Source organism: Pseudarthrobacter sp. RHLT1-30-1, assembly GCF_059383415.1.
In genome coordinates this window covers 1-26,604 of record NZ_JBWZCG010000023.1, presented here as the reverse complement: position 1 = coordinate 26,604, position 26,604 = coordinate 1, and the positions used below count along the sequence as shown (strand labels likewise).

Sequence of the window (26,604 nt, the reverse complement as noted above, 5' to 3'; positions counted from 1 at the left end):
CGATTCGCACCCACCGCTCCGCTGGGAACCCAAATCTGTTCCGCGGGTTGTGCCGATTCATTCGATCTCGGGAGCGCGAGCGGCTATTCGACTTCTTCTACTTGAAGTCTCGATTCAAGTGCCCTCTCGAGCTCATCGATAAGTTGAGCAGCTTCATCGTCAGGATCCGGTCCCACGGTGAAGACTGCCCGAAGCCTGTCAACCAGATCGCGCACGGTGAGGCGAGCTTCGGCCTTTTCCCCCTCTTCCGAGCCTTCGGTGCTCAGTCCGAAACTGGCTTCGGATGCGAAAATGAGGTACTCAACTTCGGCGAGGTTCAAAGGCTCATCTTCTCCGCCGACAAGCGACGTCGACCAGTGGTCCAGGTGGGCAAGGAACGTGCCGTAACTATGAGAATCCCAAGGGATCACGTTCAGCGGGGAACTGCCGACGTTTTTGCGGAACCACCTCGCAACAACTGCGTCCATCACCGGAGTAGGAGCCACTGTGGGGGTGGATGCAGTGAGAAAATACAGGTACTTCGAACCAAATGCCGGGCCGAGGTACTTGAGGTATCCCCTGTCCGTTGCTCGCCGTTTTTGGATGTGTTCAAACGCAGCGAGGCCACCCTGCGATCGGGCAATCTTGGCAACCTCTAACAAACGCGCCGGAGCATCATGTGATTCGAGCACCCGCCTCGTACGATAGGGGCCATAGCCGACTGGCCCATACCCCCAGATCATGGCAATCAAGAATACGCGCACAGCCGATTCTTCGTCAGCAACGTCGCCAACGAGTTGGATAGCGCCTGTCCGGCCAATGGGACTTTTCGGAATTGATTCGAGAAGGGAAGCGTATTGCGGCAACTGCCGCGTCCACGCCTGCGGCTTCCAGTGCGAGGGCGACTGTTTAGTGCGGCCTGCCTTCTGCCACCGGGTGTACGTGTCGATCAGTGCTTTCGGAGTCTCCATACGGCACAGTGAATCACTTTCGACCAGACTGTATATCATTGCGCAGGCAATGCATCGCAGTGATGCACGCCCCGTCGATGGCTCTGCACGGCCGCTTCCGTTCCTCCAACTTTGGGCAGCACGTGGACTCCACCTGCTGCCATGCCGATCTGCTTTCGGCACCCACCGAAAGAGCCCTGCACCCCGAAGGGTGCAGGGCCTTTCCGTCTACGCGTAAACGGTGTTCTCGACCTTCCACTGCATCAGCCGCGGGTAGACCCAGAACGTGTAGATTCCCAATGTGATGATGCTCAGCAGCAGCCACTTGATCCACAAACCGAAGATGCCCCACCCGGTGCCGATGAACAGAAGCTGCCGGCCATGAAGAAACGTGTTCTTGGCCCGCCACCGTTCGACCAGGACAACCGCGAACGGGTAGCAGATCCCAATCGTGCAGATCGTGATCAGAACGCCCAGGATTTGGGTTCCGAACCAGGACGCAGCCCCGCCGCTGAACTGGTAGATCTTGACCCCGGGAACGGTTCCGGCGCCTGCGGTCACCGTGGTCCCGGGGCCGGCGGCGGGCATCTGCCCATACGGCGCAATTTTCTCGTTGTTGATACTCAAGGATTCCCCCAATGTAGATGGTGCGAAAGTGCACAGTCGAACTGTAAGTGTCACGGGGCAACAGGGCGTGCCCGGACACGGCCGCCAAGCCTCTGTTACCCCGGAATCTGGATTCGCGCGGCTTCCTGCATCAGCGGGGTGGAGATCATCACGGTCGACGCGCCAACCATGGCTACATCATCTGGAGCCTCGCCCCCAGGGCTGAGGCCCTCCCGTTTCTTGGGATGGAAGAACACAAGATCCGGCAATTCAACACTGCTACTCGAAGGAAACGGCGTCACGGATTTAGTAGTGCACTTCATGCCAGCGACGGCTGGAGTTCTTTCGCCGTCAGCTCCGGGCACAACAGGTTAGTAGCATCGTGCACAACGGCCCCGCACGCATGAGCGTGCGGGGCCGTCGTTATAGGTTTCTATAAGCTCAGCAGGGACGGAAGAAGAAAGAAGAAGAAGAAGAAGATGTAGATGGACAGGCTACTTGGTCCCGAGGACCATTTCGCCCCTGCGCATTTCCGCGGAAGCAGCAGTCCCTGCGCGCCTGGACATGGACAAACCAAATGGTCCTTTATGCTCCCTGCGCGGTTCCGGAACAGCCTCTTGGTATTCCCCCTTGAGCTTTCCCGGCAGCCCAGCCGTGCCACTCGGGAGTTTCCAGCTTCGCCCGGATCACTGCCCATGGCCACGTGACTGCACAGAGCATCCAGGCCTCCACGAGATCGTGAAACGCGCAAACGCCCTGATGGAATGCCTGGCCCTGGAAATCGACATGGCCCGCGCCAGCAGGCCAGAAGCTCGCCGGCCAAAGGCAGCGGCACGCCCTCGGCAGGATCCACGATGAGCAGCTCCTCCTCGACCCCGACTGTATGCAAACCGGCATTATGGCCCAGCGACACCCGTTCTGTGCGAGCACCTGATCGACAGCCCTCATATCGTCCCCCGGAACAACAAACCCGACGAAGCCCGGGCCTCCCCGAACGCCCCAGGCGCTACTATAATTTGATTCACACCCCGCAGCGGGAGATGAGTGATGATACGCGGAATTGGCAGGCGCAAAATGGGCAGGCGCGGAATAGGTCTGATCGGGATCGTGTATCTGATCATCGGGGTAGTGGTCGCCGCCACCCACGGTTATCTCGTGGCATGGAACGTTCCCGGCAACATTCTGGAAGGCCTCGCGGCGATTGTCCTGTGGCCTCTCGTGGCCCTCTTCGGGGTCGATCTTCACACCTTGATCGCATAGGGCCCCGCAAATCCAGGCTGCTGACAGGCCTTTCACCGTTCGTGGCTAAGACCGCCTGCCGGGACGCGGCGGCGGTGCATGACGTTTGTTCTGTGTGTCCGGGTGCCATTTCAGCACTGACGAAGACCTGCCACTCGGCACCGAAATTACAACCGTATGCCTGCAGCGAAGAAACGGTGCCAAAATCCGTGTGCCTGAACCTCCGGGCCGCACCGGCTGCCCACTCCGGCCCCAAACCACCCGATATGCCGATCGCCAATCGCACCCACTCTTGACGGTTCCGTCCCTACAATTAACTGTCGGCCTCCACGGCATTCACGTCGCGGGGGCGGCCAAATAAGGAGAACGACCATGGGTTTGGGTGACAAGATCCACAACGCCGCCGAGAAACTCCACGGCAAGGGCAAAGCAGCCGCCGGCGATGCCACCGGCAACGACCGGCTGAAGGCCGAGGGCAAAGGCGAGCAAGTCAAAGCGGACCTGAAGCAGGCCGGCGAAAAAATCAAAGACGCCTTCAAGAAACACTGAGACACGCAGCCAGAAGGCAGAGGTGCGGTGCGGGCGGACCGCACCTCTGCCTTCTGCTTGGCAGCAGGAGGGATCACTGAGAAACCGCCCGCCCCTGAAGTTTTCTCAAGTCCCAACATTTGTGAATGATAAGTTCGTTTGACGGGCATCGGGCTGCATCTGCGGGTCTCTGGTCCCTCCCTCGCCCTCGCGGATCAGCCCCAGCAGGAGGAAGTATCCGGTACCAATGTAATTGCGGTTCAGCATGCGCGCCTCCTCCCGGGCAAGCACCACAAGCTCCCGCGCACCGTCCGTAAACCGCTCAAACATTCCGCCACACTCCCGGCTGCCGTCGGCCTCGATGCTTCGACGCCCGGCCCGGCGCGGGAGAGCCCCTTGGGAGGACGCTGGAGGGCCAGGCCATGTCATGTTGAAGGAAGAACCAGGCGGCAGGCATTTTCATGCCTGCCAGCCGACAGCGCCGTCGTCTGAAGACTCCCGGACCGATGCGACGCCGGAGTGAGTCGATACGCGGCATACACACCGCTCCAGGGAGCCGAAATATGCCTGCATGCCACTTCCAGGGGTCCGGAGACTGCAAAAGCACGATCGTCGAGGCGCCTGCACAGTTCGCTGCAGCCGGACGGCCAAAGCCGCCGTCCCGGCCGACGCCGCCGCCCCTGTCGCGGCGCAGTGGCTCTGGCTAGACTTGAATTGCGCCGGAGTAGACGCATGAGTTCGTCTCGGGAGGGCAGGATCATGAAAGACCGCAGCGAATCCGAAGTGCCCGCGGATCAGGCGGCCACGGAAAAGAAACCAGAAGAACGGGAGCTCCGAGGCCGGTACGTCGAAGGCAGGTATGGCAAGGCCGGCGTGCAGAGCGGCCGCCACGCGGAGGACGAGGAAGGCCAGTACATCGAAGGTGATTACGGTGCGGCCGGCAGTGAGGGCGGTCTGCCCGAACCCTTGGGAGACCAGGCCAAGGAATCCGGCCGCTACGTGGCGGCCGACTATGGCGACGCCGGGACAGCCCCGGGACGTACGGCCGGGTCGGAAATCGGTCAGTACCCCGAGGGTGACTACGGTGCGGACGGTACCGTGGATCCCGTGCGCAAGGCCGGAACAGATACGCGTAAAGGTAAGCCGATGACCCAGAATCCGCTCGGCGGCCAGGACGCTGCGCCGCAGGCCGGGCACCCGTCACCGGGTGCCGATGTCCTGGCCGATCGCCCCCACAGCGGTGCAGATGTGGGAGAAGCGGTCGAGATCGCTGAGGCGGGCACCAACGCGCAGGGGGATCACTCGCATCCGGAACGGGCAAAGTCGGGCGAGGCGCCCGTCGAGCAGGTGTTCAATGACCCCGCCATGACCGAGGGGCAGCGTACCGTGACCGGATCTGCGGCCGCCGGGGCCGTACCGCCCGGACCTTCACCTGCCGACGCCGGATCCGGTGGAGCCCAGTCCGTTATTGGGGCTCGAGAGTCGGACCGTCTCGCCGCGGGCGAGCCGCCGACCAAAGGCAAGCCCTTCGACACCGGCACGAAGAACACCGAAACCGACGGCGACAAATAGCACGTTTGCGCTCAGCTCCACGGGGCCACGGGAGCATGTGGCCCTCGGTGTGCCGAGCCCCCTATCCTGCCATGTCCGGTCATGGCGGCGGTTGCCGGCACGGAGGATGAGCGCGAGCGAGAAGAACTGGCACTGAATCCCGAGGACCATTTAGAGCGTCCAAAGGACCAAAATGGTTGTCCATCTACAGGAGGAGGAGGAGGATTAGAAGTCCCAGTCATCATCCTCAGTATTAACAGCCTTGCCAATCACGTACGAGGACCCGGACCCTGAGAAGAAGTCGTGGTTCTCGTCCGCGTTAGGTGACAGGGCCGACAAGATCGCCGGGTTCACGTCGGTGACGGAGGCCGGGAACATGGCCTCGTAGCCCAGGTTCATCAGCGCCTTGTTGGCGTTGTAGTGCAGGAACTTCTTGACGTCCTCGGCCAGGCCGACGGAGTCGTAGAGGTCGTGCGTGTACTGGACTTCGTTTTCGTACAGCTCGAAGAGCAGCTCGAACGTGTAGTCCTTGATCTCCTGCTTGCGCTCCTCGGACAGGCCTTCGAGGCCCTTCTGGAACTTGTAGCCGATGTAGTAGCCGTGCACGGCCTCATCGCGGATGATCAGTCGGATCAGGTCGGCCGTGTTCGTCAGCTTGGCCCGTGAGGACCAGTACATCGGCAGGTAGAAGCCGGAGTAGAACAGGAAGCTCTCCAGCAGGGTGGAGGCCACCTTGCGCTTCAGGGGATCGTCGCCCTGGTAGTAGTCCATGACGATCTGGGCCTTCTTCTGCAGGTTCACGTTTTCGGTGGACCAGCGGAATGCCTCGTCGATCTCCTTGGTGGAGGCCAGCGTGGAGAAGATGGAGGAGTAACTCTTGGCGTGCACGGACTCCATGAAGGCGATGTTCGTGTAGACAGCCTCTTCATGCGGGGTGATCGCGTCCGGAATCAGCGAGACGGCGCCGACGGTGCCCTGGATGGTGTCCAGCAGGGTCAGTCCGGTGAAAACGCGCATGGTGAGCTGCTGCTCGTCCGGGGTCAGCGTCGCCCACGACTGCACGTCGTTGGACAGCGGGATCTTCTCCGGCAACCAGAAGTTGTTGACCAGGCGGTTCCAGACGTCCACGTCCTTGTCGTCCTGGATGCGGTTCCAGTTAATGGCTTCAACGTGGCTAAGCAGCTTGACCTTCTCGGTCATGTTATCCCCTAAAAGTTGGGTTCGTTCTCAAGTTAAAGCGTACGACGGCGGGCGGACGCCCGTCGTCGTACTGAAGCAAAATCAACCGATATCGGTTACAACATGCAGCTGACGCAGCCGTCTACCTCAGTCCCTTCCAGCGCGAGCTGGCGGAGACGGATGTAGTAGATGGTCTTGATGCCCTTCTTCCAGGCATAGATCTGGGCCTTGTTGATGTCGCGCGTGGTGGCGGTGTCCTTGAAGAACAGCGTCAGGGACAGGCCCTGATCCACGTGCTGGGTGGCGGCGGCGTAGGTGTCGATGACCTTCTCGTAGCCGATCTCGTACGCGTCCTGGTAGTACTCCAGGTTGTCGTTCGTCAGGTACGGCGCCGGGTAGTACACACGGCCCAGCTTGCCTTCCTTGCGGATCTCGATCTTGGACGCCACCGGGTGGATCGAGGAGGTGGAGTTGTTGATGTAACTGATCGAGCCCGTCGGCGGGACGGCCTGCAGGTTCTGGTTGTAGATGCCGTGCTCCATGACGGAGGCCTTCAGCTCGCGCCAGTCATCCTGGGTGGGGATGTGGATGTTCTTGAACAGCTCGGCAACCTTGGCAGTCTGCGGGACCCATTCCTGGTTGGTGTATTTGTCGAAGAACTCGCCCGAGGCGTACTTGGACTTCTCGAAGCCGCCGAAGGTCTGGCCGGTCTGGATGGACAGCCGGTTGGAGGCGCGGACCGCGTGGTACACCACCGAGTAGAAGTAGATGTTGGTGAAGTCGATGCCTTCTTCGGAGCCGTAGTGCACCCGCTCGCGGGCAAGGTAGCCGTGCAGGTTCATCTGGCCGAGGCCGATGGCGTGGCTCTGGTCATTGCCGCGGGCGATCGAGGGAACCGAGGTGATGTTGGACATGTCCGAGACGGCCGAGAGCGCGCGGATGGCCGTCTCGATGGTCAGGCCGAAGTCCGGTGAGTCCATGGCCTTGGCGATGTTCAGCGAACCCAGGTTGCAGGAGATGTCCTTGCCGGTCTGGTCGTAGGACAGGTCATCGTGGTACGTCGTGGGCTGGGACACCTGGAGGATCTCGGAGCACAGGTTGGACATGATGATCTTGCCGTCGATCGGGTTTTCCCGGTTCACGGTGTCCTCGAACATGATGTACGGGTAGCCGGATTCGAACTGGATCTCGGCGAGGGTCTGGAAGAATTCGCGCGCCTTGATCTTGGTCTTCTTGATCCGGGAATCGTCCACCATCTCGTAATACTTCTCGGTGACCGAGACGTCGGAGAACGGCATCCCGTAGACGCGTTCGACGTCGTACGGCGAGAACAGGTACATGTCCTCGTCCTTCTTGGCCAGCTCGAAGGTGATGTCCGGGATCACGACGCCGAGCGAGAGGGTCTTGATGCGGATCTTCTCGTCCGCGTTCTCGCGCTTGGTGTCCAGGAAGCGGTAGATGTCCGGGTGGTGGGCGTGCAGGTACACCGCGCCGGCACCCTGGCGGGCACCGAGCTGATTGGCATAGGAGAAGCTGTCCTCGAGGAGCTTCATCACGGGGATGACGCCGGAGGACTGGTTCTCGATCTGCTTGATCGGCGCGCCGACCTCGCGGATGTTGGTCAGCGCAAACGCCACCCCGCCGCCGCGCTTGGACAGCTGCAGCGCGGAGTTGATGGACCGGCCGATCGACTCCATGTTGTCTTCGATGCGGAGCAGGAAGCAGGAGACGAGTTCGCCGCGCTGCTTCTTGCCGGCGTTCAGGAACGTCGGGGTGGCCGGCTGGAAGCGGCCCTCGATGATCTCATCGACCATCTGGGTGGCGAGCTGCTCGTCGCCGCGGGCCAGGTGCAGGGCCACCATGCAGACGCGGTCCTCGTAGCGCTCCAGGAAGCGCTTCCCGTCGAACGTCTTCAGCGTGTAGGAGGTGTAGAACTTGAACGCGCCGAGGAAGGTCTCGAAGCGGAACTTCTTCTTGTACGCGCGGTTGTAGAGATCGCGGATGAAGTTCATCGTGTACTGGTCGAGGGTTTCGCGCTCGTAGTAGTCGTTCTTGACGAGGTAGTCGAGCTTTTCCTCAAGATCATGGAAGAACACGGTGTTGTTGTTCACGTGCTGCAGGAAGTACTGGTGCGCGGCCTCGCGGTCGGCGTCGAACTGGATCTCCCCGTTCGGGCCGTAGAGGTTCAGCATGGCGTTGAGCTCGTGGTAGCCCAGGCCCTGGAAGGCAGCCGGCATCGCCGGCTTCTCACCCGGGACGGTGTGCTTCTCGACGGCTACTTCTGTTCTTGCGACAGTCGTGTCCAAAATTCTTCCAATCCTTGTTGTACTCGGCTGACGTCTTCCGGCGTCCCCATGAGTTCGAAACGATATAAATGCGGGACCTGGCATTTCGCGGCGATGATGTCGCCGGCCATGCAGTAGTTGTCCCCAAAGTTTGTGTTGCCCGCCCCGATCACTCCCCGGATCTGCTTCCGGTTGCGGGGATCGTTCAGGAAGCGGATGACCTGCTTAGGAACGGATCCCTCTCCCCCGGTGCCGCCGTAGGTGGGAAGCACCAGCACGAAGGGCTCGGTGGCCACGAGCGCGGGTTCCTTCATGTGGAGGGGAATCCGTGCCGCGTCGATGCCCAGCTTCTTCACGAAGCGTGCGGTGTTCTCCGACGTGGAGGAGAAGTAGATGAGGTGGCTGCTGGTGGTGTGCACGGTGTCTGCTGCCAGCGGCGTATCGGCTGTTGCCAATGCCATGGAGTTCCTCACCTCATCTGACGTGATTTCGTGCGAAGCGGTTCAGGCTACGGCGACGGCGACAGCCTGCGCCAGCTCTTCGATCTTGTCCGGGCGGAACCCTGACCAGTGGTCCTGGTCCGTGACGACTACCGGGGCCTGCATGTAACCCAGGGCCTTCAGGCGCTCGAGGGCATCCGCATCCTGCGAGATGTCGACGCTCTGGTAGGTGATGCCCTTCTTGTCCAGCGCGCGGTATGTCGCGTTGCACTGAACACAGGCCGGCTTCGTGTAAACCGTAACGGTCATGGTCCCTGTCCCCTTTGTTGAAGTCTTTGGTACTGCGTCGTTTTTACTGCGAGATAGCCACTGCATTTGAGCTGAGTCTCTGGTGCGTCTTTGGTGCCGGGCCCCCTGCGGAGCCCCCCTTGTAAGCCTCTGGTGCCAGTAGTCCGGGCGGGCCGATCCGGGACAGGAATCCTCATCCGTTACTGGCCTTGCCTGGCGAGCATTGCTGCTCCGCTGGAACTGTATGTCGATACTACATGTAGTGCAAGAGCCCGATGTGGACCCCAAGATGATGTATTACAAGTATGTCATTTAATGCACCGACAGTCCACAGGCAGGGTGCTTCAAAATGTCCGTAGTTCCGCTGTTTAAGCGGACGAAATCCACAGGCTGTGGAGTACCTTTGCACAATTAACTCCCCCGCGTGTCGCCCCGGAGACGGCGTGTCGCGGGTGCGGCGCTTGGGGCCGGAAGGTGCCACACAACACCACATGTGGTGTCCGGGAACACGACAAAGGCGGGCACCGGGAGGGTGCCCGCCTTTGTCGGCGTGAGGCGTCTAACAGCTGCGCTCAGTTCGCCGCCACGTGCGACGCCGGGCGCGGCACGGTCAGGCTGCGGATCCGCCGCCCGGCTCGCCCGCCCTGCGGCTGTCCAGCACAATCTGCTGCACATCGAGGTAGCCGGTCTCGAAGCCCGCCCGGGAGTAGCAGAGGTAGAACAGCCACATGCGCTGGAAGATCTCGTCGAAGCCGAGGCCGTGGACCTCGGCGGCGCGGGCCATAAAGCGCTCCTCCCAGAGCCGCAGCGTCTGGGCGTAGTGCTCCCCCATCGCGAGGCGTTCGCGGACGCGGAGTCCGGTCTGCTTCTCGGTGATCTCCTCGATGGCCCGGACGGAGGGAATGACGCCGCCCGGGAAGATGTACTTGTGCACCCAGGTGTAGCTGGAGCGGGTGGCCAGCAGCCGGTCGTGCGCGATCGTGATCGCCTGGATCGCGACCTTCCCGCCCGGGGCGAGGACCCGCTCGATCGTCTGGAAGTAGGTGGCCCAGTACTCGAAGCCCACGGCCTCGATCATCTCGACCGAGACGACGGCGTCATACTCACCTTCGACGGCACGGTAGTCCTTGAGCTCGATGGTGACCGCGTCGGCGTAGCCGGCGTCGGCGACCCGCTGGCGGGCAAGTTCCTGCTGTTCGCTGGAGAGCGTGACCGAGTAGACCGTAGCGCCGCGCCGGGCCGCCCGCAGTGCGAGTTCACCCCAGCCGGTGCCGATCTCCAGCACCCGGGTGCCCCGGGTGACGCCGGCCTTGTCCAGCAGCCGGTCGATCTTGGCCTGCTGGGCGTCGGCCAAACCGTCCCAGGCCACGCTCTTGAGCGCCTCGCCGGACTCCGGGAAGATCGCGCTGGAGTAGGTCATGGTCTCGTCCAGGAACGTCGCGAAGAGCTCGTTGGAGAGGTCGTAGTGCCGGGAAATGTTCGAGCGGGTGTTCTGCTCGGTGTTGCGCTCCCGGCGCGGCTGGCGCGGCAGGTACAGGGCGCGCAGCTTCTGCAGCGGTTCGGGCACAAGGTTGCCGACGCTGCCCGCGAACACCTCGAGCACCGCGGTGAGATCCTCGGCATCCCAGTCGCCGGCCATGTACGACTCGCCCAGGCCGATCAGGCCGCCGTCGCCGACCCGGACTGCGAAGGCCCCGGGCCGGTTGATGGTCATCACGGGGTGGGCAGTCGCGGAGGCGTCCTCACCGGAGGAGTGCTTGCCGAGCACGGTGCCGTCCGGGTACCGGACCTGCAACGGAAGCCGGCGGACCGCGGCCTTGAAGATGGCCTCGGCCACTTTGCCGGCCACGGCGGCTTTCAGCCCGGAGGGGACGGTGGCGATGCCGGGCCAGAAGTCAGCGTCGACCACCGCCGGCGGCTGCGGGACCGTGTACGGGACGCCGGGCCGGGACGCCGTCGCCGTCGCTGCCGCCGCCGGAGCGGCAGCGCTGTCAGCGCCGGCAGCGTCGGGGGCTGCGGTGTCGGTGGCCAGCCCCGTGGGGGCAGCCGGCGTCGCCTGGTGCGGGCGCCCTGCGGCGGGTCCGGTCGCTTCGGTGATGGTCACTGAACAGCCTCCTGTGAAGGGTGGTGCGGTCGTTTGATGATGGGCAGCCGACGTGCCCAAAGCTTAATTCCCTGCCAGCGGATCTGCACGGAGACGCGCAGGGGTGCCAGCGGGACCGCGAGCGCCGCGGCGAGGATGTTCGGCACGGTGGCTTCGCGGCGTTCACCGTCCACGCTGGCGAGAAAGGGCTGCTGCCCCTCGCGTTCCAGCACGATCGAGACGGCGAGCCGGTCGCCGGGTTCCGGGAGTTTCATCCGGTACTGGCCGTCGACGTCGTTGAACGGTGAGACGTAGAACGCCTTGGGCACGCTGGCCCGGCCGGCGTCGTCCGTTTCAAGCAGGTAGCAGTGCCGCTCCCCGTAGGTGTTGTGCACCTCGGCGAGGACGCAGCGCAGCTCCCCGGCGGCGTCGTGGCACCAGAACAGGCTCAGCGGGTTGAAGACATGCCCGAACATCCGGGCGCTGGCCAGCATGGTGATCCGGCCGCCGTCGAGCCCGATCCCCCGGGTCGCGAGGAACGCCTCAACGTTGCCGCGCAGGGTGCCGTCCGGGTCACCCAGGTGGTCCGCGGCGCTGAAGCCGGCGAGCGGCCGGAGCAGCCGGGGCAAGACGGGGAGCCGGTCAACGTCCACATACCAGCTGTAGCTGCGGTAGGTGAAGGCGTTTTTCAGCGGCGTCCGGCGCACATGCGCGATGGACGTGCGGTAGATCGCGGCCGGGGCGCTCATGAGCCCTCCGCGGCGACACTCTGCAGGTCCGGGTCGATCGCGACGGCCCGGTACTGCTTGTTGAGCGCGACGGCGGCGTCGTCCCAGTCGCGTCCCAGCCGGGCCGCGGCGCGGACCCCGGAGAGCGCGCCGTCCTCGTGGAATCCCCAGCCATGGTAGGCGCCGGCGAAGGCCAGCCGGTCATCGCCAAGGGCCAGGATCCGCTGCTGGGCCGTCAGGGATTCCGGGGTGTACTGCGGGTGCTCGTAGACCATCCGTTCGAGCACCGTGTGGTCCGCGATCAGCTCGGATTCGCCCAGACTGACGATGTAGCGCCCGCCGTCGGCGGGCTCGAGCCGCTGCAGCCGGGTCATGTCGTAGCTGACCAGCACCTTGTCCGGCCTGGCATCACAGGACGGCAGCCGGTAGTTCCAGGACGCCTTCGCGTTGTCACTGGTCGGCAGCACGGCGGAGTCGCGGTGGAAGACGGTGTGGTTGACCGAATACGGCATCCCGGCGAGCGCGACGCGTTCAGCCGGCGAAGCGTCAGTGAGCATGCCCAGCGCCTGCGCCGGGTGCGTGGCGATCACGACGGCGTCGAACGTCTCCGTGGTCACGGTGCCCGCACCGGTGGCGATGGAGAGTGTGACGCCGTCCGCGTGGCGGCGCACGCCGGTGACCGGGCTGGCCAGGCGGATGTCCGGCAGCGTGGCGGCCAGCTTGTCCACGTAGCTGCGCGAACCGCCGGTGACGGTGCGCCACTGCGGCGAGCCCGAAACGCCGAGCAGGCCGTGGTGCGCCAGGAAGGTGAAGAGGTAGCGGGCCGGGTACGCGAGCGCCGTGGTGGGGTCGCAGGACCAGACCGCGCTGACGATCGGGGTCATGAAATGCGAGATGAAGTAGCCGCTGAACTTCTCCCGGGCCAGGAACTCGCCCAGGGTCAGCTCAGGCTCTGCTGCGTTCCCGCTGGAGTTTTCCCCTGCACCATTCCCTGCTGAATACTTCCCTGCGGGGCCCGCCTCGGCGAGCAGGGCCCTGGCGCGGCGGTAGAAGCGCATCACCTCGAGCAGCATCAGCAGGTACCGTCCGCGCAGCAGGGTCGCGGGCCGGGGAAGGATGCCGCGGCCTTTGGCCCGGGCGCCGGCGTATTCCAGCCCGCAGCCGTCGCAGCGGACGGACATGCTCATTTCCGAGTCCTGCGTTTTAATGCCCAGTTCGGCGAAGAGCCGCAGCAGCGTCGGGTAGGTCCGCTCGTTGTGGACGATGAAGCCGGTGTCGATCCCGAGCACCGGGCCGCCGGCCTGCGGCACGTCGTGGGTGTGGGCGTGGCCGCCGAGCCGGGCCTCGGACTCGAAGAGAGTCACGGTGTCCTGCCGGTTCAGCACATAGGCGGCGGTCAGTCCCGCCACGCCGCTGCCGATCACGGCTATCCGCCGGCCCTCGGGAATCCCTACTGCATCTGACACTGATCTGCTCCTGTTGGCTGGTACGTCGACTGGCTGAATCGTCCTGGTGAATCCTCTTAGCGGCAATTCGTCGCGGGAGCGCCGGCGGATGTGTCCGGCTTCCAACAATTTCCACTTCTGCCAAATGTGCCAGAATGAAGCGGGATTGCGGTCCCGGCTCACCGGAATTATGCGAAGGGCAACCCTTGATTAACCCCGTCCACCTGCGGACCCTTGTCGAAGTCACCCGGCTGGGCTCCTTCGCGGCGGCCGCCGCCCGGCTCGGGTACACGGCGTCGGCCGTCTCCCAGCAGATGTCCGCCCTGGAGCGCGACACCGGCGTCGAGCTGTTCCAGCGCTCCGCCCGCAGCATCCAGCCCACCGAAGCCGCCCTGGTCATGACCCGGCACGCGGCGAAGGTCCTGACCGATATCGAGGCGCTGATGGCGGCGGCGTCCCGCACCGGGGACACCACCCGGCAGGAACTCCGGCTCGGCATTTTCCCCAGCCTGGCCACTTATGTGCTGCCGCGGATCCTCGCCAACCCGGCCTGGAAGAAACTCGGCATCGACCTGCGGGTGTCCGTGGCGGAGCCGGCCCAGACCATCCAGGGCCTGCGCACCGGCGGCGAACTCGACGTCGCCCTGGTCTACCAGGTGGGCCAGTCCGGCCTGGCCTGGCCGCACACGGTAAACCGGCAGTGGATCGGCGACGACGACTTCCGGGTGGTGCTGCCCGCGGTCTGGGGCATCGGCACCGATTCGAAGGTCGCGGCGGACCACCTCTCCGACATGCCGTGGATTGTGCACCACCCGGGCACATCCGACGCGACCGTGATCGAGCGGCTCTTTGCCAGCTGCAACCTGCACCCGCGGGTGGTTGCCTACAGCGATGACTTCCACGCCAGCCTCGAGATGGCCGCGGCGGGGCTCGGCGCGGCGCTGGTACCGGAGCTCGCGCTGCTGCACCGCCCGGCCGGGGTCGTGGTGCTGGACGTTCCCGAGATCCGGCTGGCCCGCAACGTCTTTGCCCTGCTGATCAATGAGAAGCAGACCGCCCAGGTCCAGCTCTTCCTCGACCTGCTCGGCGACACCTTCAACTCCCCGGCCCTGAAGCCTGCGGGCCAGCGACGGGGCTGAGTCAGCTCTTGCGGAGCCGCTGCCGCAGGCTTGTTCCAGTGCCGGCGAGGGCGCTGGCAATCCGGTGCTTGGTCCGGGTGTACGGCGGGTAGATCAGCTCCAGGGTGTCCGGCCGGAACGGCTTGGCCAGGGTGGAGCGTTCGTGCGAGAACGTCTTCAGCGAGTGTTCGCCGTGGTAGGCGCCCATGCCGCTGCCGCCGACCCCGCCGAACGGCAGGCCGGGTACCATAAGGTGCGCCGCCGGGACGTCGAAGCACAGCGCCCCGGAGGAGGTGCGTTCGGAGAAGGCCCGGCGGGTCCCGGCGTCGTTGCTGAAGACGTAGAGCGCCAGCGGCTTGGCGCCGTCGTTGATGATCCGGATGGCCTCATCCTGCCCGGCGACCGGAACCAGCGGCAGTAATGGACCGAAGATCTCCTCCCCCATCACGGCGTCGCCCGGGGCGGGCCGGAGCAGGGTCGGGGCGAAGTGGCGGCTGGCGGCGTTCCGTTCGCCGCCGTGGACCACGGTGCTGCCGTCCGCGAGGGCGGCGATCCGGGCAAAGTGCCGGTCATTGACGATCCGGCCGTAGGACTCGCTGCGGGAGGCGTCCGGGCCGAACAGTGCGCCGATCGCCTTGACGAGTTCGCGCTCCAGCGGCACCAGCACGTCCTCGGTGGCCAGGATGTAGTCCGGCGCCACGCAGGTCTGGCCGGCGTTCAGGAACCGGCCCCAGGCGAGGCGTTTGGCCGCCTTGGCCAGGTCCGTGGTGGCGTCCACGTACGCCGGGGATTTGCCGCCCAGTTCCAGGGTGACCGGTGTCAGGTGCTCCGCGGCGGCGCGCAGCACCACCTTGCCGGCGGCCTCCCCGCCGGTGAAGAAGATGTGGTCGAAGCGCATCGCCAGCAGGGCGGTGGTTTCCGGGATGCCGCCCTCGACGACCTCCGCCGCGCCGGGCAGGTACTCCGGGATCCAGCGGGCCAGCGCCGCCGAGGTGGCCGGGGCGTGTTCGCTCGGCTTGAGCACGACGGTGTTGCCGGCGGCGAGGGCACCGGCCAGCGGGGCGAGCAGCAGCTGCAGCGGGTAGTTCCACGGGCCGATCACCAGGACCACGCCCAGCGGGGTCAGCTCGGTCCAGGCCTTGGCCGGCTGGACGGCCAGCGGCACGGGGACAGGGCGTGGCCGCAGCCAGGCTTCGAGGTTCTTCTCCAGGTGCACAATTTCGGCCGTGGCGAAGCCGATTTCCGTCAGCAGAGCCTCGGTGGCGTGTTTGCCAAGGTCGCTGTCCAGGGCTTCGGCGAATTCCGTCTGGCGCTCGGCCAGCATCCGGCGCAGGCTGCCCAGCTGCTCGAGCCGCCAGGCCAGCGGCCGGGTGGCGCCGGTGTCGAACAGTTCACGGGCGCGGGCGACGGCGGGGGCAACGTTTTGCATCCGCCCAATGTACCGGCCCCGGGGGCCGGCCGGGCCCGGTACTGGATAAAACCTTGGGAATGCTGGAACGGGCCGGATTTCAGGACTATGTTGAAGATATGAACAAGGTAGCGAGCAAGCACTTCGGAGAGGTCGAGCTCAACCACGGAAGGGACCATAACTTCACCGCCAAGCACGAACTGGCGGGCGAGACCGTGGAGCTTGACCTGAATGTCAACGCGCATGACCGCTTCGACGAAGCGGCGCTGCACAAGGTTGACTACCGGCTGCGCTTCCTGCCTGAACTCGTGGACCAGGTCCGCGAAATGATCGCCGACGAGCTGGAGCAGGACGGCACCAGCCCGCAGGAGTACCGGCACTTCCACTGCAACGCAATCAAGGACGAGCACCTGAAGACGGTGTTCGGCGTCGAGGACAAGAGCCAGCTCACCGATGCGGTCTTCCTCAAGGCGCTCAAGCTGGGCCACGTGGGCATCTTCCCCGGCCAGCCGGAACGCTATTTCGTCCTGGACTTCACCCTCGGCAAGCATTTCACCGACGAGGTCCTGGTTGCCTCCGCGGACGAGGACGGCGTCGTGGACGACGAGATCCTCTGGGAGTCCTGACTCCGGACTGTCCCGTGGCACCGAACTGATGGAGCGGTGGCCAGCATGGAAGAAATCCAAACAGGCGACGGCGGAACCGGGCGTTTGGCGCGCCTAACGGAATCGGGACCGCTGACCGCCGACAGACGGTCGCTGCGCGTGGCCGCGTCGCTGCTCGTCGCCGGCGTCGTGGTTTCCCTGCTGGCCGGCCTGTTCCACGCCGACGCCGCCAGCGCCAACGACCATGTGGCGTCCTTCACCGAGTACGCCAGGAGCAGCGTCTGGACCGGCGTGCATCTGGTCCAGTTCATTGGCATGGCGCTGCTGACCGCCGGACTGATGGCCCTGGTGGTTTCCCTGAATCTGCAGCGGGGCGCCCTGGCCTGGACCGCCCGGTCGGGGGCCCTCTCGGCCGCCCTCTCCCTCGCGCTCTACGGCGCGCTTCAGGCTGTCGACGGCGTCGCCCTCAAGCACGCCGTGGATGCCTGGGCCGCGGCTGCGGAGCCGGAGAAAGCGATGCGTTTCGCCAGCGCGGAGGGAATCCGCTGGCTGGAGTGGGGTATGCGCAGTTACCAGAGCTGCCTGCTGGGTCTCGCCCTGGTTATTATCGGCTTCGTCATCGTGGCCACCCGGCGGCTCCCCCGCACCATCGGCTTTCTCATGGGGTTGTCCGGGGTGGCCTATCTGCTGCAGGGATGGATCGTCGGAGCCGAAGGTTTCGCCGCCACCAACGCGCTGCCCACGCTGGCCGGGATCATCCTCACCATCGTCTGGACCGTCTGGCTGCTGATCAGCGCGTGGCGGTTGAAAATGCCCGCAGGCCAAGAACCGGCAGGCTCTACCGGCGGAGGGGTTTAGCCCCCTCCGCCGGTTGGCGCTCAGCCGGTCGTCCGGCCGACGCTTGGCGCGCTGCCGGCTGGTCCTACTGGGCTGCCTGCAGCAGGCCGGCGCGGACCGTCTTGGTGGCGGTGACCAGGTTGCGCAGCGACTCCTCGGTCTCGGCGTAGCCGCGGGTCTTCAGGCCGCAGTCCGGGTTGACCCAGAGCTGGCGGGACGGGACGTGCTTGACCGCGGTGCTGAGCAGTTCGGTGACTTCCTGCTCGCCCGGGACACGAGGCGAGTGGATGTCGTAGACGCCCGGGCCCACACCGCGGCCGAAGCCGTGGGACTCGAGGTCGTGCACGACCTCCATCCGCGAGCGGGCGGCCTCGATCGAGGTGACGTCGGCGTCGAGGCCGTCGATCGCGTCGATGATGGCCCCGAACTCCGAGTAGCACAGGTGGGTGTGGACCTGGGTGGCGTCCCCGGCGCCGGCGGTGGCGAGCCGGAAGGACTTCACCGACCAGTCCAGGTACCCGGCCTGGTCGGCCTTGCGCAGCGGCAGGAGTTCGCGCAGGGCGGGCTCGTCGACCTGGATGATCTTGATGCCGGCGGCTTCCAGGTCGGCGATCTCGTCGCGGAGCGCGAGGGCCACCTGGTTGGCGGTCTCGCCGAGGGGCTGGTCGTCGCGGACGAAGGACCACGCCAGGATGGTGACCGGGCCGGTGAGCATGCCCTTCATCGGCTTGTTGGTGAGGGACTGCGCGTACTCTGCCCACTCCACCGTGATGGGTGCGCTGCGGGTGACGTCGCCCCACAGGATCGAAGGGCGGGTGCAGCGGGAGCCGTAGGACTGGACCCAGCCGTGGACGGTGACGTCGAAGCCGTCGAGGTTCTCGGCGAAGTACTGGACCATGTCGTTGCGCTCGGGCTCGCCGTGGACCAGGACGTCGAAGCCAAGCTCCTCCTGGAGCTCCACCACACGCTTGATCTCATCCTTCATCAGCTGCTTGTACTGCTCGGTGCTGAGCTCGCCCTTGTTCGCGCGGGCCCTGGCGGTGCGGATTTCGCCGGTCTGGGGGAAGGAACCGATCGTGGTGGTCGGCAGCGGCGGCAGGTGCAGGGCCTTGGTCTGCGCGGCCTCGCGGACGCCGTAAGCGGAGCGGCTGAAGTCGGCGTCGGTCAGGGCCGCGGTGCGGTTCCGGACCTCGGCGCGGCGGACGCCGTCGGCTGCGGCACGGTCGGCGATGATGCGGGTGGCCGCATCGATGGCCGGCTGGACGGCTGCCGGGTTGGTCAGCAGGCCGGCGAGGGTGACGACCTCGGCGGTCTTCTGGTCGGCGAAGGCGAGCCAGCTGCGCAGCTGCGCGGAGAGCTGGGTTTCCTCGTCGACGTCGTGCGGGACGTGCGCGGTGGTGGTGGAGGTGCTGACGGCCAGCCTGGCGACGGACTTCTTCAGCCCGGCGATCTTCCCCGCGGAGGCGGCAAGATCGTTGAGCCAGATGTTGTGGCCGTCCACGACGCCGGCGACGAGGGTCTTGTTGCCCAGCGCGGCCAGCGCCGCGGCGGAGGGCACCCCGCCCTTGAAGACGTCCAGGTGCAGGGCGTCGATGCCGGTTGCGGCGAGCGTGCCGAGCTGGCCGTTGAGCGCACCGTACGGGGTGGAGACGAACAGCTGCGGGCGGTTCGCGGCGGCGGAAAGGACCTCATAGGAGCGGGCGACGGCGGCCTGGACCGCCTCGGCCGGGGTGTCCTGGTCCACCACGAGGGCGGGCTCATCGAGCTGGACCCAGCTGGCGCCGGCGGCGGCCAGCTTCTCCAGCAGGGCGGTGTAGACCGGCAGGACGTCCTCGAGGCGGGACAGCGGGCTGAAGCCGGCCGGGGCGCCGTCGGAGGCCTTGCTCAGCAGCAGGAAGGTGACGGGTCCGACGAGGTACGGGCGGGTCTCGACGCCGTTGGCGAGGGCGTAGGTGAATTCCTCGACAATGCGGTCGGAGGTCAGCGAGAAGTCGGTTTCCGGGCCGATTTCCGGGACGAGGTAGTGGTAGTTGGTGTCGAACCACTTGGTCATTTCGAGCGGCTGCTGGTCCTTGTTGCCGCGGGCGAGGGTGAAGTAGCCGTCGATGTCGAGCTGGCCCTGGGCGTTCAGGAGGTTGCCGAAGCGGGCGGGAACGGCGCCGAGGTGGGCGGCGGCGTCGAGCACCTGGTCGTAGTAGGAGAACGTGCCGGGAACGGCGGCGGCTTCGGTGAGGCCGAGCTCCTGCAGGCGCCGGGCGGTGCCGAGCTGGATCTCCTTGGCGGCAGCGTCCAGGGCGGCGGCGTCGATCGTGCCGGCCCAGTAGGCCTCCACGGCCTTCTTGAGTTCGCGGCGGCGGCCGATGCGCGGGTAGCCCAGGATCGAGGCGGCCGGGAACGGAGTGGGGGTGATCTTTTCAGTCATGGCGAAGTCCTTGGTGTTGGGAGATGTGGTGCGGAGGGAAGTTGTGCTGGTGCGGTCAGCTGGCGAGCTGGCGGCGGCGGCCGTGGCTGCGCTGGTGGGTGCTGTGCCGGTTGCCGCTTCGCGGGCGGGGCAGCGCGAGCTTGTCCAGCACGTCGAGGGCCGCGGCGTGTTCATTGAAGGTGTACAGGTGCAGCCCGGGGGCGCCGGCGTCCAGGGCCGCGTTGGCCAGGTCCACGGTGGCACTGACCCCGATCCGGATGCGCTGGGCGTCCGTATCGGCGGCGGAAAGCCGTCCGATCAGATCCGGGTCGGGGTCGACACCGGTCAGTTCGCTGAGCCGGGCGAGCCGCCGGAGGCTGGTGAGCGGCATGACACCCGGGATGATCGGGATCGTGACGCCGGCCCGGCGTGCCCGGGTCAGCAGGTCCGCGTACTGCTCGGTGTGGAAGAAGACCTGGGTGATGGCGAAGTCCGCGCCGGAACGCTGCTTGGCGAGCAGCACCTCGACGTCGTGCGCCTCACTCGGGGATTCCGGGTGCCGGGTGGGGTAGGCGGCGACGCCGACGGCCACCTTGCCGGCGCAGAGCAGCGCGGAGCGGCGCTGTTCGACCCGGCGGATCAGTTCGATCAGGTCCTGGGCGTAGCGCAGCGACCCCTCGGGAGGGGCGCCGCCGTCCTTGGGCTGGTCGCCGCGCAGGGCCAGGATGCCGCGCACGCCGACGTCGAGCAGTTCACCGATGATCTCGGCGAGCTCCTCCGGGGAGTTCCCCACACAGGTCAGGTGCGCCAGCGGCCGCAGGGTGGTTTCCTGGACGAGGCGGTTGATGAGCTCGACGGCGGTGTCCCGGTTGGAGCCGCTGGCGCCGTAGGTCACGGACACGTAGTCCGGGTCCGTGGCTTCCAGTTCGCCGATGGTGGTCCAGAGCGATTCCGCGGCCGCGGCGGACCGCGGCGGGAACAGCTCGTAGGACAGTGCGACCGGGGCCGTGCCGGCCAGATTTGGATGGGTGTCGATAAGGCTTGGTGGAGACATTTGCGTCCTTGGCTGTGAACACCGACAGCTGTGCCCGGTGAGGGGGTCCGTCGGTGAATTGAGTTTGGGGAACACGGAGGAAACTCCAGCAGGACGCAGCCGCGACTGTTACGCCTGATACGAAGTTTTCCGTGAGCAAATGTCAGGCCCACATGGGGGCACCCACACCCTCCTCGGCCGCCGTGGGGCGGACCTTCAGCGGAGGATCGCTGACACGTTACTGAGGTAACTTGGTTAGAACTCTAGGGCCAGCCGGGAATCGGTTCAAGTCTGCCGCCGAATTAAGACGCGGCTTTACGGCATATTCGGGCCCCGGATAGAACATTCTTCGCCCCCGTGGCTCACCAGGGCTTGTCTGTGAGCGGTCCGGTGGCCGTGCCGTTGAGATACTCTTCCCGTTCCAGGCCGCGGCTTCGCTCCTGCTGGGCGGATTTTCCGGACTCCTCAAGCTGCTCAAGCTGCGACCGGATCGGGTCCGTGGGCCCGGAGCCGCCCGGTTCTTCCGGTCCGGGTTCGGGGTCGGGTTCGGGTTCGGGTTCGGGTGGAGCCTGGTTGCGAAGCGCCTCTATTTTTTCCGTCAGGCGCTGCCCGGCCGCCTCGAGGTTCTTCCCCGCCTCGGGGTCGGTGCTGCCGGCGCCGAAGCAGCCGGCGGGCGCACCCCCGACGACGGCGAGCGCCTCGTCGAGGAGGCGGGCAGCGTCGTTGCCGCCGGCCGGGCCGGCGTCCGGGCCCGCACCCGTGCCCTCACCCTGGCCGGCACCCTGTGGGGCACCCGTGCCAGCTTCCCGGCCGGCGTCGGCCAGCCGCTCGATGCTCAGGGCCAGGTTGGCCCGGACCCGGCACTGGTCGGCCGGCGGCGCGTCGGCGAGCGAAGCGTCAAAGGCGGTGCGCGCGCCGGCGAACTCGCCGCGGAGCGCCAGCGCGTCCCCGGCCGCGAACGGTGCCTTGTGCGGTTCGAGGAAGTTCCCGAGGCCCAGCACCACGGCGGCCGACTCCACTGCCGGGGCGTCACCTCGGGCGAAGCCGCTGCGGGCCTGGCCGGAGAACCATGCTGCGCTAAGCAGTTTCGCGGCCAGCAAGAGCGCCAGCAGGACGGGGACTACTGACCAGAGCAGCAGCCGGCGACGGCGTCGGAGCCTCATGCGCCCGGCCCCCGGGCAGCGGACGGTGCTGATCCGCGGGACGCAGAGGGTGCCGTGGTTGCCGCTGCCCGGGGGTCCCGGCGGACGGGCGGGAGGTCCCGGAGCTGGCCGGACACCAGGAGCGTTTCGCGCAGCGCCAGCAGGAACGCGGCGAAGGCCGGCAGCCAGTACAGTTCCGTCCTGCCGTCGAGGCGTTCGCCGGTGCCTGCCAGGGTGCCGGGGGTGGCTTTGCGGAGCATCGCGGCGGCCGGATCCCCTGCCGCCCGGTGCACATAGGGTACCGAGAGCTGGCGGGCCAGGTCCTGCAGCCGGTCCTCGTCGAGGCGTGAGACGGCGTCGGTGCCGGTGGCCGGGTCCTGAATGTAGTCCTGCGCCGGCTGCGTGGGATCCCCGCTGTTTTCCTTCATCCGACCGCCCCCGGTGGTGCCGTAGCCCAGGACGGCGCCGCCGCTCACGAGCGACCCGTCAATCCCCAGTGCCTGGGGTTTGGCGGCACTGGTCTGTTCGCCGTCTCCGAAGTAGAACACCAGACGGGGGCGTTCGGGGTGGCTGTCCCGCGCGGCCGCGAGCCGTTCGGCGAGAACGGTGCCCGCCGCGGTGACGCTGCTGCCCTTCGAATAGGCGGTGACCTGCGGAGCCAGCACGGACGCGGCGGTATCGAGCGCGGACGTGTCGGCGGTCAGGGGCATCCGCACGACGGCGCCGGAATCGAAGCTGATGAGCGAGTACCGGGACCCGCCGAGTTCCCGTGCGATCGTCCGGATGTCCTCCCGGACGCCGTCGAGCCGTGCCACACCGGCCCCCTGCCTGCCGGCGGAAAAATGGTCCTCGGCGACGATGCTGCTGCTCGTGTCCACCACGAAGAACACGTTCAGTCCGCTGTCAGCGGCCCGGGCGGTGCCGCCAGGAACGCCGGGCCGGCAGGCGGCCAGGAGCAGAAGCAGCACGAGGCCGCCGCGGAAGAGCCAGCCGCGGAAGTCAGCCGGGGATGTGCGGGAACCGGACAGGATCCAGGCCAGGCCCAGGATGGCGGCGGCGGCCAGCGGGCCCATGATCCACCACGGCAGGATGGGGTTGAAGGTCATGGCCGGGGCCGCCACGATGCTCCGGCGAGGACCAGCCCGGCCAGCAGTGCCACGGCAAGCGGAAGCTCGGCGCGGTCCGATACGACTGCACGGGGTGAGCCCTGGAACGCCGCGGCCTGGGTGGCCTCGATCCCGGCGACGATGCCGGGAACCGCGTCCGGGCTGTCGAGACCGTAGTATGCGCCGCCGCTGCTCCCGGCGACGTTGCGCAGGCGGGCGCCGGGCTGGTCCGTGTCCGGGCCGAAGTCGTAGTCCCCCGGGTTCAGTGCGTAAATTCGGACGTCCCGGTCCTTGGCCAGGCCACCGGCTTCCTCGAGGGTGACAATCGGGGTGCCGGACAGGAAGTTGTCCGTGGCCAGGATGACCGAGCGGGAGCGGCCCCCGGTGGCATCCGCGCTGTCTCCCCCGCCGTCGTTCACGGGGCCGTCCCCGCTGCGCGCCGCCGGGAAACTCTGGAGGCAGGACGCCAGGCCGTCGCCGATCAGTGAGGAGCCCGCGCCGTTCCACGTCCCGTCAAGGAAGCTGCCGCTGCCGGTCCCGTCGAAGGCGCTCTTCGCCTGCTGCAGCTGTTCCTGCACGGAGTCGTAGTCGTCGGTCAGGGGGAAGACCTGCACAGCGCTGCTGTCGAAGACCGTGAGGCCGATGCGCTCGCCGTCGAATTCCTGGGCCAGCCGGCCGAAGACCTCCACCACCGCGGCATCGGCGCTGTTCATCGACCCGGACGCGTCCAGGCAGAGGATGATGTCCCGATTCTGCTGCGCTGGCTGGATCAGGCTGCGTTCGGCGGGACGGGCAGCGGCGACGACGGCGGCCACCAGCAGCACGGTGCCGGCGGCGGCGATGAGCCGCAGCCGCAGGCGGTGCTTCCGCAGCGCTGCCTGGTATTCCGGCAGCGCGGTAAGGCGGTCGCTGTGGGCCACCGGACGGCGCCGGGCGGTCCGGGCCCGGTGGCGGCGCCGCGCGACGAGCCAAGCCAGCGCGGCCGCCACGGCGGCGATTGGCAGGATCCACCAAAAGATCAGTTCCACGACCGGACCACTCCCCGCGCGGTTTCTGCTGCGGCCGGGACGCCGGACGCCGGTGCGGCGCCAAAGGCGGCCGGGTACATCACGGCGATGGCGTCCGCGGCGGCCGGCAGGTTGGGCGCCGCTTGGTGGACCGGCGGCTGGCTGGCACGGGCCTGATTCCCCGCCACTTGCTTCCTCGGCTCGCTGGCCGCCCGGAGCTCGGCGAGGGTCATCCGCGTCGCGTCCAGTCCGGAGGCATCGCGGACGAAGCTGCGGACCAGCAGGCTCAGCTCCTGGTGGGAGGAACGGCCGGAGCGGGTGCCGGCCGCAGCCTCAGCGGCGACGGCGTCGATCCGCTGCAGGTAGTCGCGCCGGAGCCGGGCCAGGTCCCGCGCGGAGGGCCCCGGAGCCGGGGGCGCCGCGTGCGGGACCGGGCGCCGACGTCGGGTGCTGAGGATGACGTAGGCGAACCAGGCCGCCACGAGGACCAGCACTCCCAGGCCTGCCCACGGGAACCACGCGTTGTAGTCCAGCGGACCGAGGAAGTCACCGTCCATGGGAGTCACCGTCCACGCCGGTGCCGTCCGAGCAGGGTGAAGACGGCGGGAATCACGTCGTCACTGCTGCCGGCGTCGGCTTCGGCGATCCCCAGCCGGCGCAGCATCGACTGCCGCGCCGCGTCCCGCTCGTCCCGGGCGCGGGCGTAGGCGGCGGCGATAGGGGCGGACTCCGCCAGCCCGGCCGGCAGCAGGGCGGCCTGGGCTCCGGCCGGGTTGCCGGACGCGGCGACGTCGTAGGCGGCGGAGGCGGCGGAGGCGGCGTGGGCGGCGGCGGCGTGGGAGGGAGCGCGGGCAGCACCGCGGCCGGCACCACGGTCACCGGCGCCGTCACCGGCACCGAGCAGTTCGGCGTCCCGGACCGTCAGCCAGAGGATCTCGTGCTGGGCGCGGAGCCGGCGGAGCAGCCGTTCGGTCTCCGCGTCCGGGCGGAATTCATCGGCCACGACCAGGAGCAGCATCCGCCGCGGGAAGTTCCGGGCCACATAGTCCAGCTGGGTTTCGAGCCGGCTCGGCGCGGAGGCCAGCGAGGTGCCGTCATGGACTTCGCGCAGCAGCCGTTCCAGGTGCGCTTCGCCGGTCTTCCCCGGCAGCGACCGGGAACCGAAGGAGTCGCCGCAGGCCAGCCCGACGGCGTCGCCGTGGCGGTATGCGAGGTAGCCCACCACGCCCAGGGCCAGCACGGCGATCTCCTTCTTCTGCTCGCCGCTCCGGGACTCGGCGGCCATATTGCGGCCGGTGTCGGTGACCAGCAGCAGTGTCTGCCGGCGGACGGCGACGTAGCGGCGGACCAGCGGTGATCCGTGCCGGGCGGTGGCCTTCCAGTCCATGTCGCGGACCTCGTCGCCGGGGACATAGGCGCGGAGGTCATCGAAGTCCAGGCTGCGTCCCTGCGAGACCGCGCCGTATTGGCCCGCGAGCATGCCGTGCGCCTTGCGGTGCGCGTAGATCGACAGCTTTGACTTCACGCGCTGGAGGAGACCGGCCATTTTCAGGGGGTCTGGACGGCGGCGACGATGGCGTCAATCAGGGTCTCCACCGGCACCTGTTCGGCGACGGCCTCGAAGCCGAGGATCAGCCGGTGGCGCAGCACGCGGTGGGCGAGGGATTTCACATCCTCCGGAATCACGTGGTCCCGACCGTTGAGCAGGGCCACCGCCCGTGCCGCCTGGCTGAACGCGATGCTGGCACGGGGGCTGGCGCCGAACTCGATGAAACCGGCCAGCCGCGCGTCGATGTACTCGGCGGCGTTTCGGGTGGCGGAGGCCAGGCCCACGATGTAGCGGACGATCGCCGGATCGAGGTAGACCCGCCGGACGATTCCCTGCAGTTCACGGACATCCTCCAGCGAGGCCGCCGCGGCGGGCTTCTGCTCGGGCGTGAACACGCCGGCGTCGATCCGCCGGATGATTTCCGCCTCCTCGGCCTGCGTGGGGTAGTCCAGCACGTCCTTGAGCATAAAACGGTCCATCTGGGCCTCGGGCAGCAGGTAGGTGCCCTCCTGCTCGATGGGGTTTTGCGTGGCCAGCACCAGGAAGGGGCTGGGCAGCCGGTGCAGCACTCCCCCGATGGAGGTCTGGCGTTCCTGCATGGCCTCGAGCATGGCACTTTGGGTTTTCGCGCTGGAGCGGTTGATCTCATCCAGGAGCACGATGTTGGCGTGAACCGGGCCAAGCTGGGTCACGAAGGTGCCCTTGGCGGCGTCGTACAGCTGGGTGCCGACGATGTCGCTCGGAAGCAGGTCCGGGGTGCACTGGATCCGCCGGAAGTCCGCGCTGATGGCCTCGGCCACGGTCTGCGCCGCCGTGGTCTTTGCCAGCCCGGGGACGCTTTCCAGCAGGATGTGGCCGCCGGTCATGAGCCCGACGAGGAGGGATTCGCGGAGCCTGGCCTGGCCCACCACTTTGGCGTCGAAGCTGCGGGAGATGGCCGCCAGGGTCTGCTGCGCCCGTGCCAGTTCCGCCGGTTCAATCCGTGCGGCGGCCATCGTCTCAAGCACTCGGAGTCCCCTTGGTAGCTGGTTGGTGGGAGCGGGCGGGCACGGCCGCTGCCCCAAGGCACCCTACCCCAAACCGCGCCGGGAACTTTT

General features: G+C 66.9%; 24 protein-coding genes. 6 read left to right on the top strand and 18 right to left on the bottom strand.

What is annotated here, in order from left to right:
• Nucleotides 1-83: 83 nt before the first annotated feature.
• Both AC50YM_RS15595 and AC50YM_RS15590 read right to left on the bottom strand, forming a co-directional pair.
• Nucleotides 84-950 carry an 8-oxoguanine DNA glycosylase OGG fold protein gene (locus AC50YM_RS15595; RefSeq protein ID WP_494957861.1) on the bottom strand — a complete coding sequence of 289 codons (867 nt, stop codon included), beginning with the start codon at nt 948-950 and terminating at the stop codon, nt 84-86.
• Nucleotides 951-1,157: 207 nt separating this feature from the next.
• Nucleotides 1,158-1,556: a DUF898 family protein gene (locus tag AC50YM_RS15590; RefSeq protein WP_494957860.1), complete on the bottom strand. Its 399-nt coding sequence runs from the start codon at nt 1,554-1,556 to the stop codon at nt 1,158-1,160.
• 1,053 nt (nt 1,557-2,609) lie between these two features.
• Between AC50YM_RS15590 and AC50YM_RS15585 the strand changes: the two genes are divergently transcribed.
• The 3 genes from AC50YM_RS15585 (at nt 2,610) to AC50YM_RS15575 (ending at nt 4,874) form a co-directional block, all read left to right on the top strand.
• Complete coding sequence (locus AC50YM_RS15585; protein ID WP_083266519.1) at nt 2,610-2,795, top strand: hypothetical protein; 186 nt, start codon at nt 2,610-2,612, stop codon at nt 2,793-2,795.
• A gap of 351 nt (nt 2,796-3,146) precedes the next feature.
• Nucleotides 3,147-3,323, top strand: a complete 177-nt coding sequence (locus AC50YM_RS15580; RefSeq protein WP_069951468.1) for a CsbD family protein — start codon at nt 3,147-3,149, stop codon at nt 3,321-3,323.
• 711 nt (nt 3,324-4,034) lie between these two features.
• Complete coding sequence (locus AC50YM_RS15575) at nt 4,035-4,874, top strand: hypothetical protein (RefSeq protein ID WP_494957859.1); 840 nt, start codon at nt 4,035-4,037, stop codon at nt 4,872-4,874.
• A 204-nt stretch (nt 4,875-5,078) separates the two neighbouring features.
• On the opposite strand, the gene nrdF is transcribed toward AC50YM_RS15575, so the two are convergent.
• The 7 genes from nrdF to AC50YM_RS15540 all read right to left on the bottom strand — a co-directional run bounded on the left by nrdF (nt 5,079) and on the right by AC50YM_RS15540 (nt 13,322).
• Nucleotides 5,079-6,053, bottom strand: a complete 975-nt coding sequence (gene nrdF / locus AC50YM_RS15570) for a class 1b ribonucleoside-diphosphate reductase subunit beta (RefSeq protein ID WP_024368367.1) — start codon at nt 6,051-6,053, stop codon at nt 5,079-5,081.
• Between the two features lie 95 nt (nt 6,054-6,148).
• Complete coding sequence (nrdE, locus tag AC50YM_RS15565; protein WP_494957906.1) at nt 6,149-8,269, bottom strand: class 1b ribonucleoside-diphosphate reductase subunit alpha; 2,121 nt, start codon at nt 8,267-8,269, stop codon at nt 6,149-6,151.
• 38 nt (nt 8,270-8,307) lie between these two features.
• Nucleotides 8,308-8,778 (bottom strand): class Ib ribonucleoside-diphosphate reductase assembly flavoprotein NrdI, encoded by a 471-nt coding sequence (gene nrdI / locus AC50YM_RS15560; protein WP_494957858.1) that lies wholly within the window; start codon nt 8,776-8,778, stop codon nt 8,308-8,310.
• Between the two features lie 42 nt (nt 8,779-8,820).
• Complete coding sequence (gene nrdH / locus AC50YM_RS15555) at nt 8,821-9,066, bottom strand: glutaredoxin-like protein NrdH (RefSeq protein ID WP_069951997.1); 246 nt, start codon at nt 9,064-9,066, stop codon at nt 8,821-8,823.
• 589 nt (nt 9,067-9,655) lie between these two features.
• Complete coding sequence (locus AC50YM_RS15550) at nt 9,656-11,149, bottom strand: class I SAM-dependent methyltransferase (RefSeq protein ID WP_494957857.1); 1,494 nt, start codon at nt 11,147-11,149, stop codon at nt 9,656-9,658.
• Entirely contained in the window at nt 11,146-11,877 is a 732-nt protein-coding gene (locus AC50YM_RS15545) for a DUF1365 domain-containing protein (RefSeq protein ID WP_494957856.1), read from the bottom strand. The genes AC50YM_RS15550 and AC50YM_RS15545 overlap by 4 nt, the downstream gene beginning before the upstream one ends.
• Complete coding sequence (locus AC50YM_RS15540) at nt 11,874-13,322, bottom strand: NAD(P)/FAD-dependent oxidoreductase (protein WP_494957855.1); 1,449 nt, start codon at nt 13,320-13,322, stop codon at nt 11,874-11,876. Before AC50YM_RS15540 ends, AC50YM_RS15545 begins: the two co-directional genes overlap by 4 nt.
• 185 nt (nt 13,323-13,507) lie before the next feature.
• On the opposite strand from AC50YM_RS15540, the gene AC50YM_RS15535 reads away from it, so the two are divergent.
• Nucleotides 13,508-14,440, top strand: a complete 933-nt coding sequence (locus AC50YM_RS15535; protein WP_494957854.1) for a LysR family transcriptional regulator — start codon at nt 13,508-13,510, stop codon at nt 14,438-14,440.
• A gap of 1 nt (nt 14,441) precedes the next feature.
• On the opposite strand, the gene AC50YM_RS15530 is transcribed toward AC50YM_RS15535, so the two are convergent.
• Nucleotides 14,442-15,848 (bottom strand): aldehyde dehydrogenase family protein, encoded by a 1,407-nt coding sequence (locus tag AC50YM_RS15530; protein ID WP_494957853.1) that lies wholly within the window; start codon nt 15,846-15,848, stop codon nt 14,442-14,444.
• A 98-nt stretch (nt 15,849-15,946) separates the two neighbouring features.
• Between AC50YM_RS15530 and AC50YM_RS15525 the strand changes: the two genes are divergently transcribed.
• Both AC50YM_RS15525 and AC50YM_RS15520 read left to right on the top strand, forming a co-directional pair.
• A complete protein-coding gene (locus tag AC50YM_RS15525; protein WP_494957852.1) occupies nt 15,947-16,453 on the top strand; it encodes a DUF2004 domain-containing protein in 507 nt (168 codons plus the stop codon).
• Nucleotides 16,454-16,498: 45 nt separating this feature from the next.
• On the top strand, nt 16,499-17,290 hold the full coding sequence (locus AC50YM_RS15520) for a DUF4386 family protein (RefSeq protein ID WP_494957851.1): 792 nt from the start codon (nt 16,499-16,501) through the stop codon (nt 17,288-17,290).
• Between the two features lie 64 nt (nt 17,291-17,354).
• On the opposite strand, the gene metE is transcribed toward AC50YM_RS15520, so the two are convergent.
• The 8 genes from metE to AC50YM_RS15480 all read right to left on the bottom strand — a co-directional run bounded on the left by metE (nt 17,355) and on the right by AC50YM_RS15480 (nt 26,502).
• On the bottom strand, nt 17,355-19,691 hold the full coding sequence (gene metE / locus AC50YM_RS15515) for a 5-methyltetrahydropteroyltriglutamate--homocysteine S-methyltransferase (protein ID WP_494957850.1): 2,337 nt from the start codon (nt 19,689-19,691) through the stop codon (nt 17,355-17,357).
• A gap of 55 nt (nt 19,692-19,746) precedes the next feature.
• On the bottom strand, nt 19,747-20,724 hold the full coding sequence (locus AC50YM_RS15510) for a methylenetetrahydrofolate reductase (RefSeq protein WP_494957849.1): 978 nt from the start codon (nt 20,722-20,724) through the stop codon (nt 19,747-19,749).
• A gap of 341 nt (nt 20,725-21,065) precedes the next feature.
• Nucleotides 21,066-21,866, bottom strand: coding sequence for a hypothetical protein (locus AC50YM_RS15505; protein ID WP_494957848.1), 801 nt, complete (start codon nt 21,864-21,866; stop codon nt 21,066-21,068).
• Nucleotides 21,863-22,951 carry a VWA domain-containing protein gene (locus AC50YM_RS15500; RefSeq protein ID WP_494957847.1) on the bottom strand — a complete coding sequence of 363 codons (1,089 nt, stop codon included), beginning with the start codon at nt 22,949-22,951 and terminating at the stop codon, nt 21,863-21,865. Before AC50YM_RS15500 ends, AC50YM_RS15505 begins: the two co-directional genes overlap by 4 nt.
• Nucleotides 22,948-23,979 (bottom strand): vWA domain-containing protein, encoded by a 1,032-nt coding sequence (locus AC50YM_RS15495; RefSeq protein ID WP_494957846.1) that lies wholly within the window; start codon nt 23,977-23,979, stop codon nt 22,948-22,950. The genes AC50YM_RS15500 and AC50YM_RS15495 overlap by 4 nt, the downstream gene beginning before the upstream one ends.
• Entirely contained in the window at nt 23,970-24,515 is a 546-nt protein-coding gene (locus tag AC50YM_RS15490) for a hypothetical protein (protein WP_494957845.1), read from the bottom strand. Before AC50YM_RS15490 ends, AC50YM_RS15495 begins: the two co-directional genes overlap by 10 nt.
• A 5-nt stretch (nt 24,516-24,520) precedes the next feature.
• Nucleotides 24,521-25,504, bottom strand: a complete 984-nt coding sequence (locus AC50YM_RS15485; protein WP_494957844.1) for a DUF58 domain-containing protein — start codon at nt 25,502-25,504, stop codon at nt 24,521-24,523.
• A gap of 2 nt (nt 25,505-25,506) precedes the next feature.
• The gene (locus tag AC50YM_RS15480; RefSeq protein WP_494957905.1) at nt 25,507-26,502 is read right to left on the bottom strand and encodes an AAA family ATPase; all 996 of its coding nucleotides are present in this window, start codon (nt 26,500-26,502) and stop codon (nt 25,507-25,509) included.
• Nucleotides 26,503-26,604: the final 102 nt, after the last annotated feature.